Source organism: Staphylococcus sp. HMSC14C01 (assembly GCF_001808085.1).
Classification (GTDB): Bacteria; Bacillota; Bacilli; order Staphylococcales; family Staphylococcaceae; genus Staphylococcus; species Staphylococcus hominis.
In genome coordinates this window covers 144,185-162,381 of record NZ_KV792037.1, presented here as the reverse complement: position 1 = coordinate 162,381, position 18,197 = coordinate 144,185, and the positions used below count along the sequence as shown (strand labels likewise).

17 protein-coding genes are annotated in these 18,197 nt (G+C 32.8%); 7 read left to right on the top strand and 10 right to left on the bottom strand.

Annotation, left to right across the window (positions count from 1 at the left end; translation table 11 throughout):
• Positions 1-9: 9 nt before the first annotated feature.
• Positions 10-201: a VraH family peptide resistance protein gene (locus HMPREF3131_RS06685; RefSeq protein ID WP_070436572.1), complete on the top strand. Its 192-nt coding sequence runs from the start codon at positions 10-12 to the stop codon at positions 199-201.
• A gap of 41 nt (positions 202-242) precedes the next feature.
• On the opposite strand, the gene HMPREF3131_RS06680 is transcribed toward HMPREF3131_RS06685, so the two are convergent.
• The 10 genes from HMPREF3131_RS06680 to rpmH form a co-directional block, all read right to left on the bottom strand.
• On the bottom strand, positions 243-818 hold the full coding sequence (locus HMPREF3131_RS06680; protein WP_017175631.1) for a helix-turn-helix transcriptional regulator: 576 nt from the start codon (positions 816-818) through the stop codon (positions 243-245).
• Positions 819-1,233: 415 nt separating this feature from the next.
• A complete protein-coding gene (locus HMPREF3131_RS06675; protein WP_049335806.1) occupies positions 1,234-1,776 on the bottom strand; it encodes a TetR/AcrR family transcriptional regulator in 543 nt (180 codons plus the stop codon).
• Positions 1,742-2,137 (bottom strand): DUF3147 family protein, encoded by a 396-nt coding sequence (locus tag HMPREF3131_RS06670; protein WP_017175629.1) that lies wholly within the window; start codon positions 2,135-2,137, stop codon positions 1,742-1,744. The genes HMPREF3131_RS06675 and HMPREF3131_RS06670 overlap by 35 nt, the downstream gene beginning before the upstream one ends.
• An 18-nt stretch (positions 2,138-2,155) precedes the next feature.
• On the bottom strand, positions 2,156-2,518 hold the full coding sequence (locus HMPREF3131_RS06665) for a DUF3147 family protein (protein ID WP_019834696.1): 363 nt from the start codon (positions 2,516-2,518) through the stop codon (positions 2,156-2,158).
• Between the two features lie 170 nt (positions 2,519-2,688).
• Positions 2,689-3,528 (bottom strand): nucleoid occlusion protein, encoded by an 840-nt coding sequence (noc, locus tag HMPREF3131_RS06660; protein WP_017175627.1) that lies wholly within the window; start codon positions 3,526-3,528, stop codon positions 2,689-2,691.
• Positions 3,529-3,581: 53 nt separating this feature from the next.
• Positions 3,582-4,304, bottom strand: a complete 723-nt coding sequence (gene rsmG / locus HMPREF3131_RS06655) for a 16S rRNA (guanine(527)-N(7))-methyltransferase RsmG (protein ID WP_048762524.1) — start codon at positions 4,302-4,304, stop codon at positions 3,582-3,584.
• Positions 4,304-6,181 (bottom strand): tRNA uridine-5-carboxymethylaminomethyl(34) synthesis enzyme MnmG, encoded by a 1,878-nt coding sequence (gene mnmG / locus HMPREF3131_RS06650; protein ID WP_048679401.1) that lies wholly within the window; start codon positions 6,179-6,181, stop codon positions 4,304-4,306. Before mnmG ends, rsmG begins: the two co-directional genes overlap by 1 nt.
• Positions 6,182-6,251: 70 nt before the next feature.
• Positions 6,252-7,631, bottom strand: a complete 1,380-nt coding sequence (gene mnmE, locus HMPREF3131_RS06645; protein WP_048679397.1) for a tRNA uridine-5-carboxymethylaminomethyl(34) synthesis GTPase MnmE — start codon at positions 7,629-7,631, stop codon at positions 6,252-6,254.
• Between the two features lie 140 nt (positions 7,632-7,771).
• The gene (rnpA, locus tag HMPREF3131_RS06640) at positions 7,772-8,116 is read right to left on the bottom strand and encodes a ribonuclease P protein component (RefSeq protein WP_048679394.1); all 345 of its coding nucleotides are present in this window, start codon (positions 8,114-8,116) and stop codon (positions 7,772-7,774) included.
• Positions 8,117-8,214: 98 nt separating this feature from the next.
• The gene (rpmH, locus tag HMPREF3131_RS06635; RefSeq protein ID WP_000240855.1) at positions 8,215-8,352 is read right to left on the bottom strand and encodes a 50S ribosomal protein L34; all 138 of its coding nucleotides are present in this window, start codon (positions 8,350-8,352) and stop codon (positions 8,215-8,217) included.
• Between the two features lie 691 nt (positions 8,353-9,043).
• Between rpmH and dnaA the strand changes: the two genes are divergently transcribed.
• From dnaA to gyrA, 6 genes are all read left to right on the top strand, one after another.
• Entirely contained in the window at positions 9,044-10,396 is a 1,353-nt protein-coding gene (gene dnaA / locus HMPREF3131_RS06630) for a chromosomal replication initiator protein DnaA (RefSeq protein WP_002488122.1), read from the top strand.
• Positions 10,397-10,685: 289 nt separating this feature from the next.
• On the top strand, positions 10,686-11,819 hold the full coding sequence (gene dnaN, locus HMPREF3131_RS06625; protein WP_025987126.1) for a DNA polymerase III subunit beta: 1,134 nt from the start codon (positions 10,686-10,688) through the stop codon (positions 11,817-11,819).
• Between the two features lie 359 nt (positions 11,820-12,178).
• A complete protein-coding gene (gene yaaA / locus HMPREF3131_RS06620) occupies positions 12,179-12,421 on the top strand; it encodes a S4 domain-containing protein YaaA (RefSeq protein WP_170999996.1) in 243 nt (80 codons plus the stop codon).
• Positions 12,418-13,533: a DNA replication/repair protein RecF gene (gene recF / locus HMPREF3131_RS06615; protein WP_070436571.1), complete on the top strand. Its 1,116-nt coding sequence runs from the start codon at positions 12,418-12,420 to the stop codon at positions 13,531-13,533. The genes yaaA and recF overlap by 4 nt, the downstream gene beginning before the upstream one ends.
• Before the next feature lie 9 nt (positions 13,534-13,542).
• Positions 13,543-15,477 (top strand): DNA topoisomerase (ATP-hydrolyzing) subunit B, encoded by a 1,935-nt coding sequence (gene gyrB, locus HMPREF3131_RS06610; protein ID WP_019834694.1) that lies wholly within the window; start codon positions 13,543-13,545, stop codon positions 15,475-15,477.
• Positions 15,478-15,518: 41 nt separating this feature from the next.
• Positions 15,519-18,173 carry a DNA gyrase subunit A gene (gyrA, locus tag HMPREF3131_RS06605; RefSeq protein WP_019834693.1) on the top strand — a complete coding sequence of 885 codons (2,655 nt, stop codon included), beginning with the start codon at positions 15,519-15,521 and terminating at the stop codon, positions 18,171-18,173.
• Positions 18,174-18,197 lie beyond the last annotated feature (24 nt).

Here is an 18,197-nt window from a genome sequence, read left to right as displayed (position 1 = left end):
AATGTTAAAATGACTATTAAAGAAATGATTCAACACGCATATTACGACTTATTAAGTTTAAAAGTAAATGGGTTTAATGGTATCATGTTAGCTCTGATAGTATTAGTTGCTAGTAGTATTACAACGCCATTTATTGGTGTGCCGGTAGGCTTACTTGGCGGTGGCTATATTTTGAAAAGATACGAAAAAAATAACCATTAGAATAAAAAAAGAAGCTCAAAATGAATTGAGCTTCTCTTTCATTAATATTTTAAAAATATCTCTGTTAAATATATACTCAAATAACACATACATAAAAATAAACCCACTATAAAAATAAAAGATAATATACTAGTAAATATATTCCTTTTTTCACTAGATTTTACTTCGTTTGGATCTTTACCATTCATAAAAGCTACTATTCTATCGTAGTTATCTAAATTATATTTATACTTAATTTTATCAATTTGAGTACCACTATAAAAGCTAATTAAAAAAAGAATAGCAATTATTATAAATCCCCATGAATTAAAATAATATAAGAGAGGACCTATAAGTATAGAAGACAAAGTAAATCCAATAATCATAACTAACGACCAAATGTTCATTTTTCTTTTTATAGATTCTTGTTTATTTGAATTTAAATCTCCTCTAACTAAATCATCTAGTGAGATATCAAACAACTCACACATTACTAGTAAATTATGAATATCTGGATAACTCTTTTCATTTTCCCAATTTGATATTGTCTGTCTAGAAACATATAATTTTTCCGCTAAGTATTCTTGAGAATATTCATCTCTTTCTCGATATTTTCTTATTTGTTGACCGATATCCATTCATTCACCTCGTTATAAATTAAACTATTTTTATTTAATTTTTAAAATCATAATACTATATTTATAAAAGCGTTTTTTCTAATAAAAAGCTATCAATTTTCTTTTACATTATCTTAGTTTTAGTGTAAAAAATGTTTTACATTTTAGTATATCGCAATATTTTAAGATCTTTAGAACAAATATAAGCAAAGTATTGGTAATGAAACTCCTAAAGGGGTAGGACAAATTAAAGATTGAGACCTTAATCATAAATAAACATGAAAAGACTTTGAGTTGACATAAACTGAAACTATCCCCTAGGAAAGCGAAATCGTATAATACTGATTATTAATAAAAAACCCATAGATTAAAATCATCTACGGGTTATATAAGAATAAGAATGATACTCTAATTTCTTATAGTTTCAATATTTTTACTATTCAACATTATATGCATCTAAAATTACTTTTAATAACTTTTTAATATAAGTTTCATTAAGGACGTGAGGTTTAATCAATATATTAAAATAAATCGGTGAAAAAATTAAATCAATAAATAAATCTTGGTCCGCTTCGTCAATATATTTAGAAATAATAGTCTTCAATATTTTACGATTGCTATCAAAATAACCTTTCATAAATATGTCACGTGCTTCAGATGGTTGATAACTAATTAATATTTCAATCACAGCACGACCTAAATGAGTTTGATAAATATTCATAATTCTTATTAGAAAATGATACAATTCCTCGTACATCGTTTTATAATCATTTTCAAAAACGTGGATTCGACTGACAAACATATCGACAATAATAGATGATTTATCTTTCCAACGTCTATAAATTGTCGCTTTAGAAACACCTGTATTTTCAGAAATTTGATCTATTGTTATATCTCTAAAATAAGTCGTTTCTAATAATTGATCAATTTCTTTAAATATTTTTTCATTGATTGTTGGATCTTTCGGTCTTCCAGCCATCTTTTCTCCTTCTTAAACGTGAAATAAATTCTACAATTTCAAAGATAATTACTGCACTAATAAACCATACAACAAAACCAACCAAAATACTAAGTAACCACTCATGTGTAGAATATAACATTGCCCATGTTGCTAAGATACTACATAATACACCTGTCATACCAAAAACTGCACCTCTACTAACATGTTTGGCAACGACATCTCCATGTTGCATACCAGTAATAAATAAAGAAACAAGAAATACTGCAGGTAATGTTGCAAAAACGCCACCTAATTCTTTCCAAGGTAGCATAACTGAAATAATATAACTTAACATAACAGCTAAACCACCCACGAGAAATTTGATAAAAGTTAATTTCATTAAAAAATCCTCCAAATATTAAGAAATGTGTCGTACCGCAAAAATAGCAATTGAAATGACTAACCAACAAATAAATGCAAACGCTGTACCTTTTTTATAATCTCGTTTATTTATATAAATCGACGTAATAAATACTGTAATGATGCAAGAAATAATACCTATTATAGCTCCTGAACTAAGATGTATCGACATTTGAATCAGCTGTTCTCCTCGATGATCTATGGCTAAAGCAATAATAGCTGCTAGGTAGACTGCCGGCATAGTCGCAATAATGCCACCCATTTTTCCTCCTACTTTCTCAGCCATAATCGATGCAAAGGCAACAGCGATACCTCCAATCACAAAATGAAGTATCGCACTTGAAATTGATATTCCGAACACATGAAACCCTTCTTACCTTAATTATTAAACGATACGTTTCGTTTAATAATATTGTAATTCTATTTTTAAACTATGTAAATATGAAATAAAGAATCCATTATTATAAAATAGGTGACAAAAAAAGAACAGGATACTGAATGCAACATTCATTCTACCTGTTCTTTTAGTCATTAACGTTTATATAGTTTTATTTTAATTTCATAATAATCCTCGTGATCTTTATCACGATGCTCAACATGAATACCCGAGTCTTCAATGGCTTGAATACTCTTACCAACTTCATCACGTGCTTGTGTCAAATCTTTAGAAAATTGGAATGTTTTTGCTTTTACTTTTTCAGGGCCTAATTTTTGTTTCACACGAGCTTCTGTCTGTTTGACATTCAATTTCTGAGCAATAACTTGTTCAATCAATTGTTCTTGATCCGCTTCTTTTAAGGATAATACTGCGCGTGCATGGCGTTCTGTAATTTTACCTTCACGTAATCGTACAATTACTTTTGGTGCTAATTTAAGTAAGCGTAATTTATTAGCTATAAAACTTTGGCTTTTTCCAAGACTTTGCGCTAACTCACTTTGAGTGGTTTGTCCAATTTCAAGTAACTTTTTATAAGCTTCGGCTTCTTCTATTGCAGATAAATTTTCACGTTGGATATTCTCAATAAGGGCCACTACAGCAGTTTCTTCATCATTCATATGACGAATAATGACGTCTGCTTTAGATTGATGCAAGGATTGTAATGCTCTAAATCGTCGTTCACCTGCAATAATTTCATACATATTCTCTTCTATAGGTCGAACGACAATGGGTTGTAATAACCCATGTTCTTCTATCGACTCAGCAAGTTCTGTAATTTTACTTGAATCAAACACTTGGCGCGGTTGATAACGGTTAGGTACGATACGCTCTATTTGAATGGATTCCACACTTGAATGACGATTTTCTTCAATATAATCAACGATGTCTTCTTTATTTTTTAAACCAAATAGTTTAGAAAAAGGTTTTTTCATTGTCCATTCACTCCTCTTAAAATCAATTTTAACATGAGTAACCGAAAAATTGATTAATTTTCTAATAAAGGAGCTTTATTAGGTGTACCAGGTTTTCTAGGATATTTTTTAGGCGTTTGACGGCGCTTATCAACTATAATCATTTGTCTTTCACCTGCATCTTCTGGTAAATCAAATGTGTAAGAATCACTAAACTCTCCACCTAAGATGCTTATACCAAATTGTGCTTCTGCTAATTCTTCTTCACCTTTTGCAGACTTTAATGCAATAAACTGCCCGCCTTTTTTAACTAACGGCAAGCATAACTCACTTAGAACAGTAAGTCTTGCCACTGCACGTGCTGTTACCACATCATATGTTTCTCTATTGACACCTTTACCAAATGTTTCTGCTCGATCATGAACAAAACTTACTTGTGTTAATCCAAGTTCAACTGCTAAATGATTTAAAAACTGAATACGTTTATTTAATGAATCGACAATGGTTACTTTCAATTCTGGAAAAACAATTTTTAAAGGAATACTTGGAAATCCAGCACCAGCCCCTACATCACAAAGTGTTAGTGGTTGATTAAAATCATAGTAAAATCCAGCTGTAATAGAATCATAGAAATGTTTCAAGTAAACTTCATGCTCATCAGTAATACTTGTTAAATTCATTTTTTCATTCCATTCAACAAGCAAACGATAATAGGTTTGAAATTGTTGTTGTTGTTGTTCTGTTAATTCAATCCCTTGCTCACTTAACGCTTTTGTTAACCATTCGATGCCACTCATTAATTTTTCACCCTTTGTAATTTACCTTGTTCTAAATATACAAGTAAGATAGAAATATCTGCAGGATTAACACCTGAAATACGTGATGCTTGCGCAATATTTAATGGTTTAACCTCTGCTAATTTTTCTCGTGCTTCAGTGGCTAAACTATCCACTTTACTATAATCTAAGTCTTCTGGAATTTTCTTTTCTTCCATACGTTTAACTTTTTCAACTTGTTGTAATGATTTATTGATGTAACCTTCATATTTCGTTTGAATTTCAACTTGTTCTTCTACCGCTTCTGGTAACTGATGTGTTTCTTCTAATATCTCTAAAATTGTATCATACGTCATTTCAGGACGACGCAATAAATCAATGGCTAAGATACCATCTTTTAAGCGTGAACCACCATGAGCTTCAATCACAGATTGCGTATGTTCATTTGGTTTAATACGGATATTTGATAAACGGTCAATTTCATCTTGAATTTGTTGACGTTTATCATTAAAACGTGCATAACGTTCTTCAGAAATCATGCCTAAGTCATAACCAATATCAGTTAAACGTAAGTCGGCATTATCATGACGTAATAATAAGCGATATTCAGCACGAGAAGTCAATAAACGATAAGGCTCATTCGTTCCTTTTGTTACTAAATCATCAATTAAGACACCAATATAAGCATCTGAACGACTTAGAATTTTTTCGCCTGTACCTAATACTTTACCTGCAGCGTTAATACCTGCCATAATGCCTTGGCCTGCTGCTTCTTCATAACCAGATGTACCATTAATTTGCCCTGCAGTATATAAGTTTTTAATCATTTTAGTTTCTAATGTTGGCCATAATTGTGTTGGCACAATCGCATCATATTCAATCGCGTAACCTGCACGCATCATATCTGCTTTTTCAAGACCCGGAATAGTAGCTAACATTTGGCGTTGAACATGTTCAGGAAGACTGGTTGATAAGCCTTGCACATAAACTTCATTCGTATTACGTCCTTCTGGTTCTAAGAAAAGTTGATGACGTGGTTTGTCATTGAAACGTACAAATTTATCTTCAATAGATGGACAATAACGTGGACCTGTACCTTTAATCATACCTGAGTACATAGCTGATAAATGTAAATTATCATCAATGACTTTATGTGTACGATCATTTGTATACGTGAGCCAACAAGGGAGTTGGTCTAAAATGTATTCGGTAGTTTCAAAACTAAACGCACGACTAACGTCATCGCCAGGTTGAATCTCGGTTTTAGAATAGTCAATTGTTTTAGAATTCACACGTGGCGGTGTACCTGTTTTAAAACGCACCACTTCAAACCCAAGTTCTCTTAAGTTATCAGCTAATGAAATAGATGGAAGTTGATGGTTTGGACCACTTGAATATTTCATATTACCTAAAATGATTTCTCCACGTAAAAATGTACCTGTCGTGATGACTACAGCTTTCGCATGATACTCTGTACCTATATTCGTACGTACACCTTTAACTTCATCATTTTCAATCAATAATTCGTCTACCATGCCTTGCATGATATCTAAGTTATCTTCATCTTCAATGACACGTTTCATTTCTTGTTGATAAAGCACTTTATCAGCTTGAGCACGTAATGCACGAACTGCTGGACCTTTACCAGTATTAAGCATACGCATTTGAATGTGTGTTTTATCAATGGCTTTAGCCATTTGGCCACCTAATGCGTCGATTTCACGTACTACTATTCCTTTTGCTGGGCCACCGACTGATGGGTTACATGGCATAAAGGCGATATTATCTAAATTAATGGTTAACATTAACGTTTTAGCACCACGTCTTGCTGAAGCTAATCCCGCTTCAATTCCAGCGTGACCGGCACCAATAACAATTACGTCATATTCTTGAACCATTGAATTGACCTCCCTATTTTTTCCTTAATTATTATTATTCATTTTAGACTAATGACCGTCTTAATTTTTATTATTTACCTAAACAAAATTGACTAAATAGCTGATTAATTAATTCATCACTTGCTGATTCTCCAATAATTTCTCCTAATATTTCCCATGTACGAGTTAAATCAATTTGAACCATATCCATAGGAATACCAGCTTCAGCTGCATCAATGGCATCTTGAATTGTTTGTCTTGCTTGTTTTAAAAGTGAGATATGTCTAGAGTTTGAAACATACGTCATATCTTGATTTTGTACTTCTCCACCAAAGAATAAATCTCTGATTTGTAATTCTAATTCGTCGATACCTTCTTGTTTTAACATTGATGTTTGAATAAGTGGTGTGTCCCCTATCATAGTTTTAACTTCTTCAATATCTAATCGACGTTCTAAATCTGTTTTATTAACGATAACAATAGCATCTTCAGTTTTTATTACTTCATATAATGTACGATCTTCTTCAGTTAAAGGCTCGTTATTATTTAATACAAAAAGAATTAAATCCGCTTCACTTAATGCTTTACGTGAGCGCTCTACGCCTATTTTTTCTACAATATCTTCAGTATCACGAATACCTGCTGTATCAACAAGTCTTAATGGGACACCACGTACATTAACGTATTCTTCTAATACATCTCGAGTTGTTCCAGCTACTTCAGTGACAATGGCTTTATTATCTTGAATAAGATTATTTAGCATTGAAGATTTACCTACATTCGGTTTACCGACAATCACTGTAGATAATCCTTCTCTCATAATCTTACCTTGAGTTCCCGTTTCTAATAATTGATTAATTTCATTTTTAATTTTTTTAGACTGCGCAAGTAAAAATTCCGTTGTTGCATCTTCAACATCATCATATTCTGGATAATCAATGTTCACTTCAACTTGGGCAAGAATTTCCAATATCGATTGACGTTGTCGTTTAATTAAATCACTCAAACGACCTTCAATTTGATTCATTGCAACTTTAGAGGCTCTATCCGTTTTAGAACGAATGAAGTCCATGACTGCTTCTGCTTGAGATAAGTCAATTCGGCCATTTAAAAACGCACGCTTAGTATATTCGCCAGGTTCCGCCATTCTAGCACCATGTGTCATGGTAAGTTCTAGTATGCGATTGATTGTCAAAATACCTCCATGACAATTAATTTCAATAATATCTTCACGTGTAAAGGTTTTTGGTGCACGTAAAACTGAAATCATCACTTCTTCTACAACTTCGTCTGTCTCAGGATCTATAATATGGCCGTAATTAATAGTGTGTGATGGAACATCTTTTAATTTTTTCTTTCCTTTATATAACTTATCGCCTATTTCAACCGCTTCTGGACCAGACAACCGTACAATACCAATTGCACCTTCTCCCATTGGAGTTGAAATACTTGTAATTGTATCAAAATCCATTATCCATTCTCGCCTCCCTAGTTAAGTAAAATTTCAATATAATATTGTAATAAGTTTCTAATTAAATTGCGAATATATTGTTTTATAACCTAATGGTTAGTCTTCGGTTTGTCTAACGTTAGACTTCCGTCAGTCTAAATTTAATTAATTCTCTTATTAAATACCTTTGCTATTTTCAATACATGTTCTAAACTGCCTTGAATCTCTAAAGTTGACATATTTTTAGCAGGTTGTCTCGCTATTACAATAATATCTTTTGAAATCATATCTTGCTTATGCACTTTAAAGTTTTCTCTAATGGCACGCTTAATACGATTTCGAGTTACAGCATTTCCGATTTTCTTAGAAACGCTAATGCCTAAGCGAAAATGTTCATACTCATTGTTTAATGTATACACAACAAATTGTCTATTGGCTACAGATTTTCCCTTTTTATAAATTTTTTGGAACTCACTATTCCTTTTTATACGATAAGCTTTCTCCACGCTTAAATCACTCGCTTACATTGTTCTTTATGTTACATTCATCTATTAAAATGTGTGGGTTTAAAACGAAAAAAAAGACCACTGAGAAGTCAGTGATCTTATGCTGATAAAACTTTACGGCCTTTACGACGACGACGCGCTAAAACTTTACGGCCATTTTTAGTGCTCATACGTTTTCTGAAACCATGAACTTTACTATGTTTACGTTTATTTGGTTGATAAGTACGTTTTACCATGCAAAACACCTCCATCTACATATTATATCTCGTTCACTAAATCTACTTCTAATGAACCTGACTATTTTAATAGATAAATGATAATTGTTAATATCAAATCATTTTGATTTAATTCGATTTTATCTAGTCATAATTCAAGCAACTACTACAATATAACAAATTACCATTTATAAAGCAAGCAGCTTTTGAAACCAATTAATGATTTTCAAGAATGTCTTTTAGTTATATCATTTTCATTTTTAATATTTATACATTTCATTGATTCAGTAGCTTCTCAATTTTATACATATTTAATACACGTTTATAAATTATTTCCCAAACCTGTTATAGTACATTGAATTATGGTATCATTTTTTATCCACTTATTCACATATAGTATTTAATTTTTTGTGGATAATCAATAGCATATTCACAGATTTATACCAAATTTACAAACATATTCACAGCCATTTGACATCTATTGCAGTTAAAAAGTATAATTGTGTGGATAAGTCGTCTGAATCATTTATCTTATAGGATTTTTTTATAAATTCTATACGTGTTTTTACTGTGTATAAATCATAGCATATATAAAGTTATCCACCGAATGTGATTAACTTGTGGATAATTATTAACATGCTGTGATTATTTTTATCCACGCTTATAAAAACTGTGTATAAGTCTTAAATTTATAGAAAGATGGAGTTTATATATGTCGGAACAAGAAATTTGGAAAAAGGTATTAGAAGTAGCTGAGTCAGAGATTTCGAAAACAACGTTTAATACGTTTTTAAAAGACACTGAACTTAAAGAAATTCGCGACAATGTTGCTTACATCTTTGTTATTCATGAGTTTTATGCTGATTGGTTAAACTCAAATTATAAAGATGTAATTCAAACAATTATGAAAGACATCATTGGTTATGAAGTTGATCCAAAATTTTACACTGCTGAACAACTCGCTGAACTTGATGAAACGAGTCGTAAACAATCAAATACTGTAAACAAAACGTCTGCCATTGATGATAGCCATGATGATATCGATCAATTTAATACGCATAATACGTTTGATACATTTGTGATTGGTCCTGGCAACCGCTTCCCACATGCAGCAAGCTTAGCTGTAGCTGAAGCACCTGCACAAGCTTATAATCCATTATTTATCTATGGAGGCGTAGGATTAGGGAAAACGCATTTAATGCATGCCATTGGTCATCACGTACTAAGTAATAAACCGAATGCCAAAGTGCTTTATACTTCAAGCGAAAAGTTTACAAATGATTTTATTAAATCCATTCGTAACAATGAACCTGAAGCATTTAGAGAAAAATATAGAAATATCGATGTATTATTAATTGATGATATTCAATTCATTCAAAATAAAGAACAAACACAAGAAGAATTTTTCCACACATTTAATGAATTACATCAAAATAAAAAACAAATTGTTATTTCAAGTGATCGTCCACCTAAAGAAATAGCAAAACTTGAAGATCGCTTACGTTCTCGATTTGAATGGGGTCTCATTGTTGATATCACGCCACCAGATTATGAAACACGTATGGCCATCTTGCAGAAAAAAATCGAAGAAGAGAACTTAGAAATTCCAGCAGAAGCATTGAATTATATTGCAAATCAAATTCAATCAAATATTCGTGAACTTGAAGGAGCTTTAACGCGTTTACTTGCTTATTCAAAATTACAAGGTAAACCGATTACAACAGAACTTGCTGCTGAAGCATTAAAAGATATTATTCAAGTTCCCAAATCTAAAAAAATCTCGATTCAAGATATTCAAAAAGTAGTTGGGCATTATTACAATGTACGCATCGAAGATTTTAGTGCTAAGAAAAGAACAAAGTCGATTGCATATCCACGACAAATCGCAATGTATCTATCTAGAGAATTAACTGATTTTTCATTACCAAAAATTGGTGAGGAATTTGGAGGACGCGATCATACTACAGTTATTCACGCACACGAAAAAATTTCGAATGATATTAAGGCGGATCCAATTTTCAAACAAGAAGTCGAAGATTTAGAAAAAGAAATACGTAAACAGTAATAGGAAATATGAATCTGTTATATAACAGCACTGCTAAAATATGACATTCAATATCAAAGATGATTGTGCTTCTAAATAATTTTATAAATATAGCAAGAATCTAGAAAAGGTTAAATTGTGGATAATGTGAAGAAGTAATACACATCATTAACAACTTATCCACATGTGTATAACTTTGATATAAAAGGCGTTTCATAAGATATCCACTAATCCACAAGCCCTACTACTATTACTATGATTTTAAAACCTATATAATTTAAGTATAAACGACTGGAAGGAGTTTAAATTAATAATGGAATTTACAATAAAAAGAGATTACTTTATCACACAATTGAATGATACATTAAAGGCAATCTCACCAAGAACAACTTTACCAATTTTAACAGGTATCAAAATTGATGCTAAAGATAATAATGTTATTTTAACTGGTTCTGATTCAGAAATTTCAATTGAAATCACGATTCCTAAACAAGTAGATGGAGAAGATATTGTTGATATTACTGAAACTGGATCAGTGGTTCTTCCTGGTCGTTTCTTTGTTGACATCATTAAAAAATTACCAGGCAAAGATGTTAAATTATCAACAAATGAACAGTTTCAAACCCTTATCACATCAGGACATTCAGAATTTAACTTAAGTGGTTTAGATCCTGAACAATATCCATTATTACCGCAAGTATCACGTGATGATGCCATTCAATTATCTGTAAAAGTACTTAAAAATATTATTGCGCAAACAAACTTTGCAGTGTCCACCTCAGAAACACGCCCAGTTTTAACTGGTGTGAACTGGCTTATACAAGATAATGAATTAATATGCACTGCTACGGATTCACACCGCTTGGCTGTAAGAAAATTAAAGCTTGAAGATGAATCGGAAAATAAAAATGTTATTATTCCAGGTAAAGCATTATCTGAATTAAATAAAATTATGAGTGATAATGATGAAGACATCGATATCTTCTTTGCATCTAATCAAGTATTGTTCAAGGTCGGTAACGTAAACTTTATTTCACGTTTATTAGAAGGTCATTATCCTGATACAACACGTCTTTTCCCTGAAAACTATGAAATCAAATTAGGATTAGATAACGGAGAATTCTATCATGCGATAGATCGTGCGTCATTACTTGCACGTGAAGGCGGAAATAACGTAATTAAATTAAGTACTGGAAATGAGGTTGTAGAATTATCATCTACATCACCAGAAATCGGTACAGTAAAAGAAGAAGTTACAGCAACTGATGTTGAAGGTGGCAATTTGAAAATTTCATTCAACTCAAAATATATGATGGACGCATTAAAAGCAATTGATAATGATGAAGTTGAAGTAGAATTCTTTGGTACGATGAAACCATTTATCTTAAAACCAAAAGCAGATGATTCAGTCACTCAACTCATTTTACCAATCAGAACATACTAGTCATTAAAGATTAATTAAAAAGTTAAAGTAGAACAGAGTTCTTATTGAATTACTGTTCTACTTTTTTATTGATTAAAACAGTAATTTTAAACTATCTCAGAGGTTCATAGTGAAGCTAAATTTAGTAAAACGTGGTTTTTATCTACAACTCATTATATTCGCTGAAATAGGCCTTAAAATTAAAAATTGAGATATTGTCTCTGATTATTTTTGTCATAATTTCAAAAAATCATCTATTTTTTACATAACAATTTAAAATAACAAAAACTTATTTAAAGGTAAACGGTTTCACACTTCATTTTAAATGAAATTTATTCCTAAAAAAGGTATAATATAGTAATGATATATAAAGAAATGGAGTGATTATTTTGGTTCAAGAAGTAATAGTTGAAGGCGAGATTACGTTAGGTCAATTTCTTAAAACAGAAGGTATCATCGAATCAGGTGGACAAGCAAAATGGTTCTTACAAGATTACGATGTTTTATTAAATGGCGAACGTGAAACACGTCGTGGAAAAAAGCTAGCTGACCAAGATCGTATCGACTTCCCTGATATTCCAGATATCGATTCATTTATTATTATTCATCAAGGTGAGCAATGAAGCTTAAAACACTCCAATTAGAAAACTATCGTAACTATGAAGGGGTTACGTTAAATTGTCATCCTGAAGTGAATATTCTTATTGGAGAAAATGCACAGGGAAAGACAAATTTACTTGAATCAATTTATGTCCTTGCTTTAGCTAAAAGTCACCGAACCTCCAATGACAAGGAACTTATACGGTTTAACTCTGATTATGCTAAAATAGAGGGTGAGCTAAGTTATAGACACGGAACCATGCCATTAACGATGTATATAACTAAAAAAGGTAAACAAGTTAAAGTGAACCACTTGGAACAAAGTCGACTAACACAGTATGTTGGACATCTAAATGTGGTTCTTTTTGCACCTGAAGACTTAAATATTGTTAAAGGTTCTCCTCAAATTAGAAGACGATTTATAGATATGGAATTAGGGCAAATTTCTGCAGTATATCTCAACGATTTAGCTCAATATCAACGTATTCTCAAACAAAAAAATAATTATCTTAAGCAGTTACAACTTGGTCAAAAAACAGATAAAACGATGCTAGAGGTTTTAAATCAACAATTTGCACAATATGCGCTTAATGTCACTTTAAGACGTGAGCAATTTATTGAAGAATTAGAGGCTTTAGCACAGCCTATCCACGCTGGTATTACGAACCAACGTGAAACATTATCTCTAAAATATTTACCAAGTATTAAACTTAGCGATACAAGTAAAAATAAGAGTGAATTATTAGATGAAGTCATCACGTTACTGAATGAATATCAACAACGTGAAATGGATAGAGCAGTATGTTTATACGGTCCACATAGAGATGACTTAGGATTTAATGTGAATGACATGGATGCTCAAACCTATGGATCTCAAGGTCAACAAAGAACAACCGCTTTATCAATTAAACTAGCAGAAATAGAATTAATGAACATTGAAGTCGGAGAATATCCGATTTTATTATTAGACGATGTCTTAAGTGAACTTGATGATTCTCGTCAGACGCATTTACTCAGTACAATTCAACATAAAGTACAAACCTTCGTAACAACTACATCGGTAGACGGTATTGATCATGAAATCATGAATAATGCGAAACTTTACCGAATTAATCAAGGTGAAATTATTAAGTAATAGAAAGTGATGGTGAATACATTGTCAGATGTAAACAACACAGATAATTATGGTGCTGGACAAATACAGGTATTAGAAGGACTTGAAGCGGTACGTAAACGCCCTGGTATGTATATTGGCTCAACTTCAGAAAGAGGTTTGCATCATTTGGTATGGGAAATCGTTGATAACAGTATTGACGAAGCGCTAGCTGGATATGCTAATCAAATTGAAGTAGTGATTGAGAATGACAACTGGATTAAAGTGACTGACAATGGTCGTGGTATTCCTGTCGATATTCAAGAAAAAATGGGACGTCCCGCAGTAGAAGTTATTCTTACTGTACTTCATGCCGGAGGTAAATTCGGTGGTGGCGGATACAAAGTATCTGGTGGACTACATGGTGTAGGTTCATCTGTAGTAAATGCGTTATCACAAGATTTAGAAGTGTATGTACACCGTAATGAAACAATTTATCATCAAGCATACAAAAAAGGCGTGCCTCAATTTGATCTTAAAGAAATAGGTAGTACGGATAAAACAGGTACAGTGATTCGCTTTAAAGCAGATAGTGAAATCTTTTCAGAAACAACAGTTTATAATTATGAAACACTTCAAAAACGTATTAGAGAATTAGCATTCTTAAATAAAGGTATTTCAATTACACTAAGAGACGAACGTGAAGATGAAGAACAACGTGAAGACACGTATCATTATGAAGGTGGTATTAAATCTTACGTTGAATTACTGAACGAAAATAAAGAACCTATTCATGACGAACCTATTTATATTCATCAGTCAAAAGATGATATCGAAGTAGAAATTGCAATACAATACAATAGCGGTTATGCTACAAACTTATTATCCTATGCGAATAATATCCACACATATGAAGGTGGTACACATGAAGATGGCTTTAAACGTGCACTTACACGTGTCTTAAACAGTTATGGGACTCAAAGTAAGATTATTAAAGATGATAAAGAACGTCTTTCAGGTGAAGATACACGTGAAGGTTTAACAGCAGTTGTCTCTATAAAACATGGTAATCCACAATTCGAAGGTCAAACGAAGACGAAATTAGGTAACTCTGAAGTACGTCAAATCGTTGATCGATTATTTTCAGAACACTTTGAACGCTTTTTATATGAGAATCCAAATGTTGCAAGAATCATTGTTGAAAAAGGAATCATGGCGTCAAGAGCACGTGTAGCAGCTAAAAAAGCGCGTGAAGTGACACGTCGTAAATCAGCATTAGAAATTTCAAGTTTACCTGGTAAACTGGCAGACTGTTCAAGTAAAAATCCTGATGAAAGTGAAATTTTCTTAGTTGAGGGTGACTCTGCCGGGGGGTCTACAAAAGAAGGTCGTGACTCAAAAACACAAGCGATTTTACCGTTGAGAGGTAAAATATTAAATGTGGAAAAAGCACGTTTAGATCGTATTTTAAATAACAATGAAATCCGTCAAATGATTACAGCATTTGGTACAGGCATAGGTGGCGAATTTGATATTTCTAAAGCCCGTTATCATAAGATTGTTATCATGACAGATGCTGATGTAGATGGTGCGCATATTCGTACATTATTACTTACATTCTTCTACAGATTTATGCGTCCATTAATTGAGGCTGGGTATGTATACATCGCTCAACCACCATTGTATAAGCTAACACAAGGTAAACAAAAATATTACGTCTTTAACGATCGTGAATTGGATAAATTAAAAGCTGAACTAAATCCTACTCCAAAATGGCAAATTTCTCGTTACAAAGGTTTAGGTGAAATGAATGCCGATCAATTATGGGAAACAACAATGAATCCTGAAAATCGTATGATGTTACAAGTAAAACTTGAAGATGCAGTAGAAGCGGATCAAACATTTGAAATGTTAATGGGTGACGTTGTTGAAAATCGTAGACAATTTATCGAAGATAATGCAGTTTATGCTAATTTAGATTTCTAATTTAACTTAATGTGAACTGACTATAAAAGGAGGATATCTTGATGGCTGATTCTCTACCACAATCAAGAATTAATGAAAGAAATATAACCAACGAAATGCGCGAATCATTTTTAGACTATGCGATGAGCGTTATCGTTTCACGTGCATTACCAGATGTACGTGATGGTTTAAAACCTGTACATCGTCGTATTTTATATGGTCTAAATGAACAAGGAATGACTCCAGACAAACCTTATAAAAAATCAGCACGTATTGTTGGGGACGTTATGGGGAAATATCATCCACACGGCGACTCTTCAATTTATGATGCTATGGTAAGAATGGCACAAACCTTTAGCTATCGTTATCCTCTTGTTGATGGTCAAGGTAACTTTGGTTCAATGGATGGTGACGGTGCTGCGGCAATGCGTTATACCGAAGCAAAAATGACCAAAATCACATTAGAACTGTTACGTGATATCAATAAAGATACTATTGATTTCTTAGATAACTATGATGGTACAGAAAGAGAGCCCGAAGTCTTACCTTCTCGTTTCCCTAACCTTTTAGTGAATGGTGCTTCAGGTATTGCGGTTGGTATGGCTACAAATATTCCACCACACAATTTAACAGAAGTCATTGACGGAGTCTTACGTTTAAGTCAAAATCCTGATATCACAATCTCAGAATTGATGGAAGATATTCAAGGTCCTGATTTTCCAACTTCTGGCTTAATTTTAGGTAAAAGTGGCATTAGACGTGCCTATGAAACTGGTCGTGGATCAATTCAAATGCGTGCACGTGCATCAATAGAAGAACGTGGCGGTGGTCGTCAGCGTATTGTTGTGACTGAAATTCCATATCAAGTGAATAAAGCAAGAATGATTGAGAAAATTGCAGAATTAGCGCGTGAGAAAAGAATTGAAGGTATCACAGATCTTCGTGACGAAACAAGTTTACGTACAGGGGTAAGAGTTGTTATTGATGTACGTAAAGATGCCAATGCAAATGTTATTTTAAATAATTTATATAAACATACACCATTACAAACATCATTTGGTGTAAATATGATTGCCCTTGTGAATGGTCGACCTAAATTAATTAACTTAAAAGAAGCGCTTGTTGAATATTTAGAACATCAAAAAACAGTTGTACGTCGTCGTACAGAATACAATTTGAAAAAAGCGAAAGATCGTGCACATATCTTAGAAGGTTTAAGAATTGCGCTGGATCATATTGATGAAATTATTTCTATTATTCGTGAGTCTGACACAGATAAAGTGGCGATGGAAACATTGCAAGAACGTTTTAAATTGTCTGAACGTCAAGCTCAAGCCATTTTAGATATGCGTTTACGTCGTTTAACTGGGTTAGAGCGCGATAAAATTGAAAATGAGTATAATGAATTATTAAGTTATATTGCAGAATTAGAAGAGATTTTAGCAAATGAAGATGTATTACTTCAACTTGTTCGTGATGAGCTTACAGAAATTAAAGAACGTTTCGGTGACGAACGTCGTACTGAAATTCAATTGGGTGGTTTAGATCACTTAGAAGATGAAGACTTAATCCCTGAAGAACAAATTGTCATCACTTTAAGTCATAACAACTATATTAAACGTTTACCTGTATCTACATATCGTTCACAAAACAGAGGTGGACGAGGTGTACAAGGTATGAATACCTTAGAAGAAGACTTTGTCAGTCAACTTGTAACATTAAGTACACATGATAATGTTTTATTCTTTACGAATAAAGGCCGTGTTTATAAGTTGAAAGGATACGAAGTACCTGAATTATCTCGTCAATCTAAAGGTATTCCAGTCATTAATGCGATTGAGCTTGAAAATGATGAAGTGATTAGTACGATGATTGCCGTAAGAGATTTAGAAGATGAGAACAGTTTCTTAGTCTTTGCTACTAAAAAAGGTATTGTTAAACGTTCTGCATTAAGTAACTTCTCTCATATTAATAAGAATGGTAAAATTGCGATTGGCTTTAAAGAAGATGATGAATTAATCGCAGTTCGTCTTACTGATGGTAAACAAGATATTTTACTTGGTACAGCACATGCCTCATTAATTCGATTCCCTGAAAATAGTTTACGCCCACTAGGTCGTACAGCTTCAGGTGTGAGAGGTATTTCTCTAAGAGAAAATGACGTAGTCGTAGGTTTAGACGTAGCCTATGCTGAAAGTGAAGATGAAGTTCTAGTCGTTACTGAAAAAGGTTATGGTAAACGAACACCTGTAAGTGAATATCGTTTATCTAATCGTGGTGGTAAAGGTATAAAAACGGCTAAAATTACAGAACGTAATGGTAATGTGGTATGTATTACAACGGTAAGTGGTCAAGAAGATTTAATGATTGTAACGGATGGTGGCATTATTATTCGTCTACAAGTTGAAGATATTTCTCAAAATGGCCGTGCCACACAAGGTGTGCGATTAATGAAATTAGGCGATAATCAAGCCGTATCAACCGTTGCGAAAGTCATTGATAAAACTGAAGATGAAGCTGCGACTGAAGCGGCACAACAAACAGAAAATGCGAGTGCTCAAACTACAGAAAGCGCAAATGAACAAGTGATAGATGATACGACACCTGGTAACGCTTTGCATACTGAATCTGATGAAGATGATGAACGCATCGAAGTAAGACAAGATTTCATGGATCGTGTAAATGAAGATATTGAGAATGATTCAGATCAGAATTAAATATAAAAATAAGACTTCCCACAT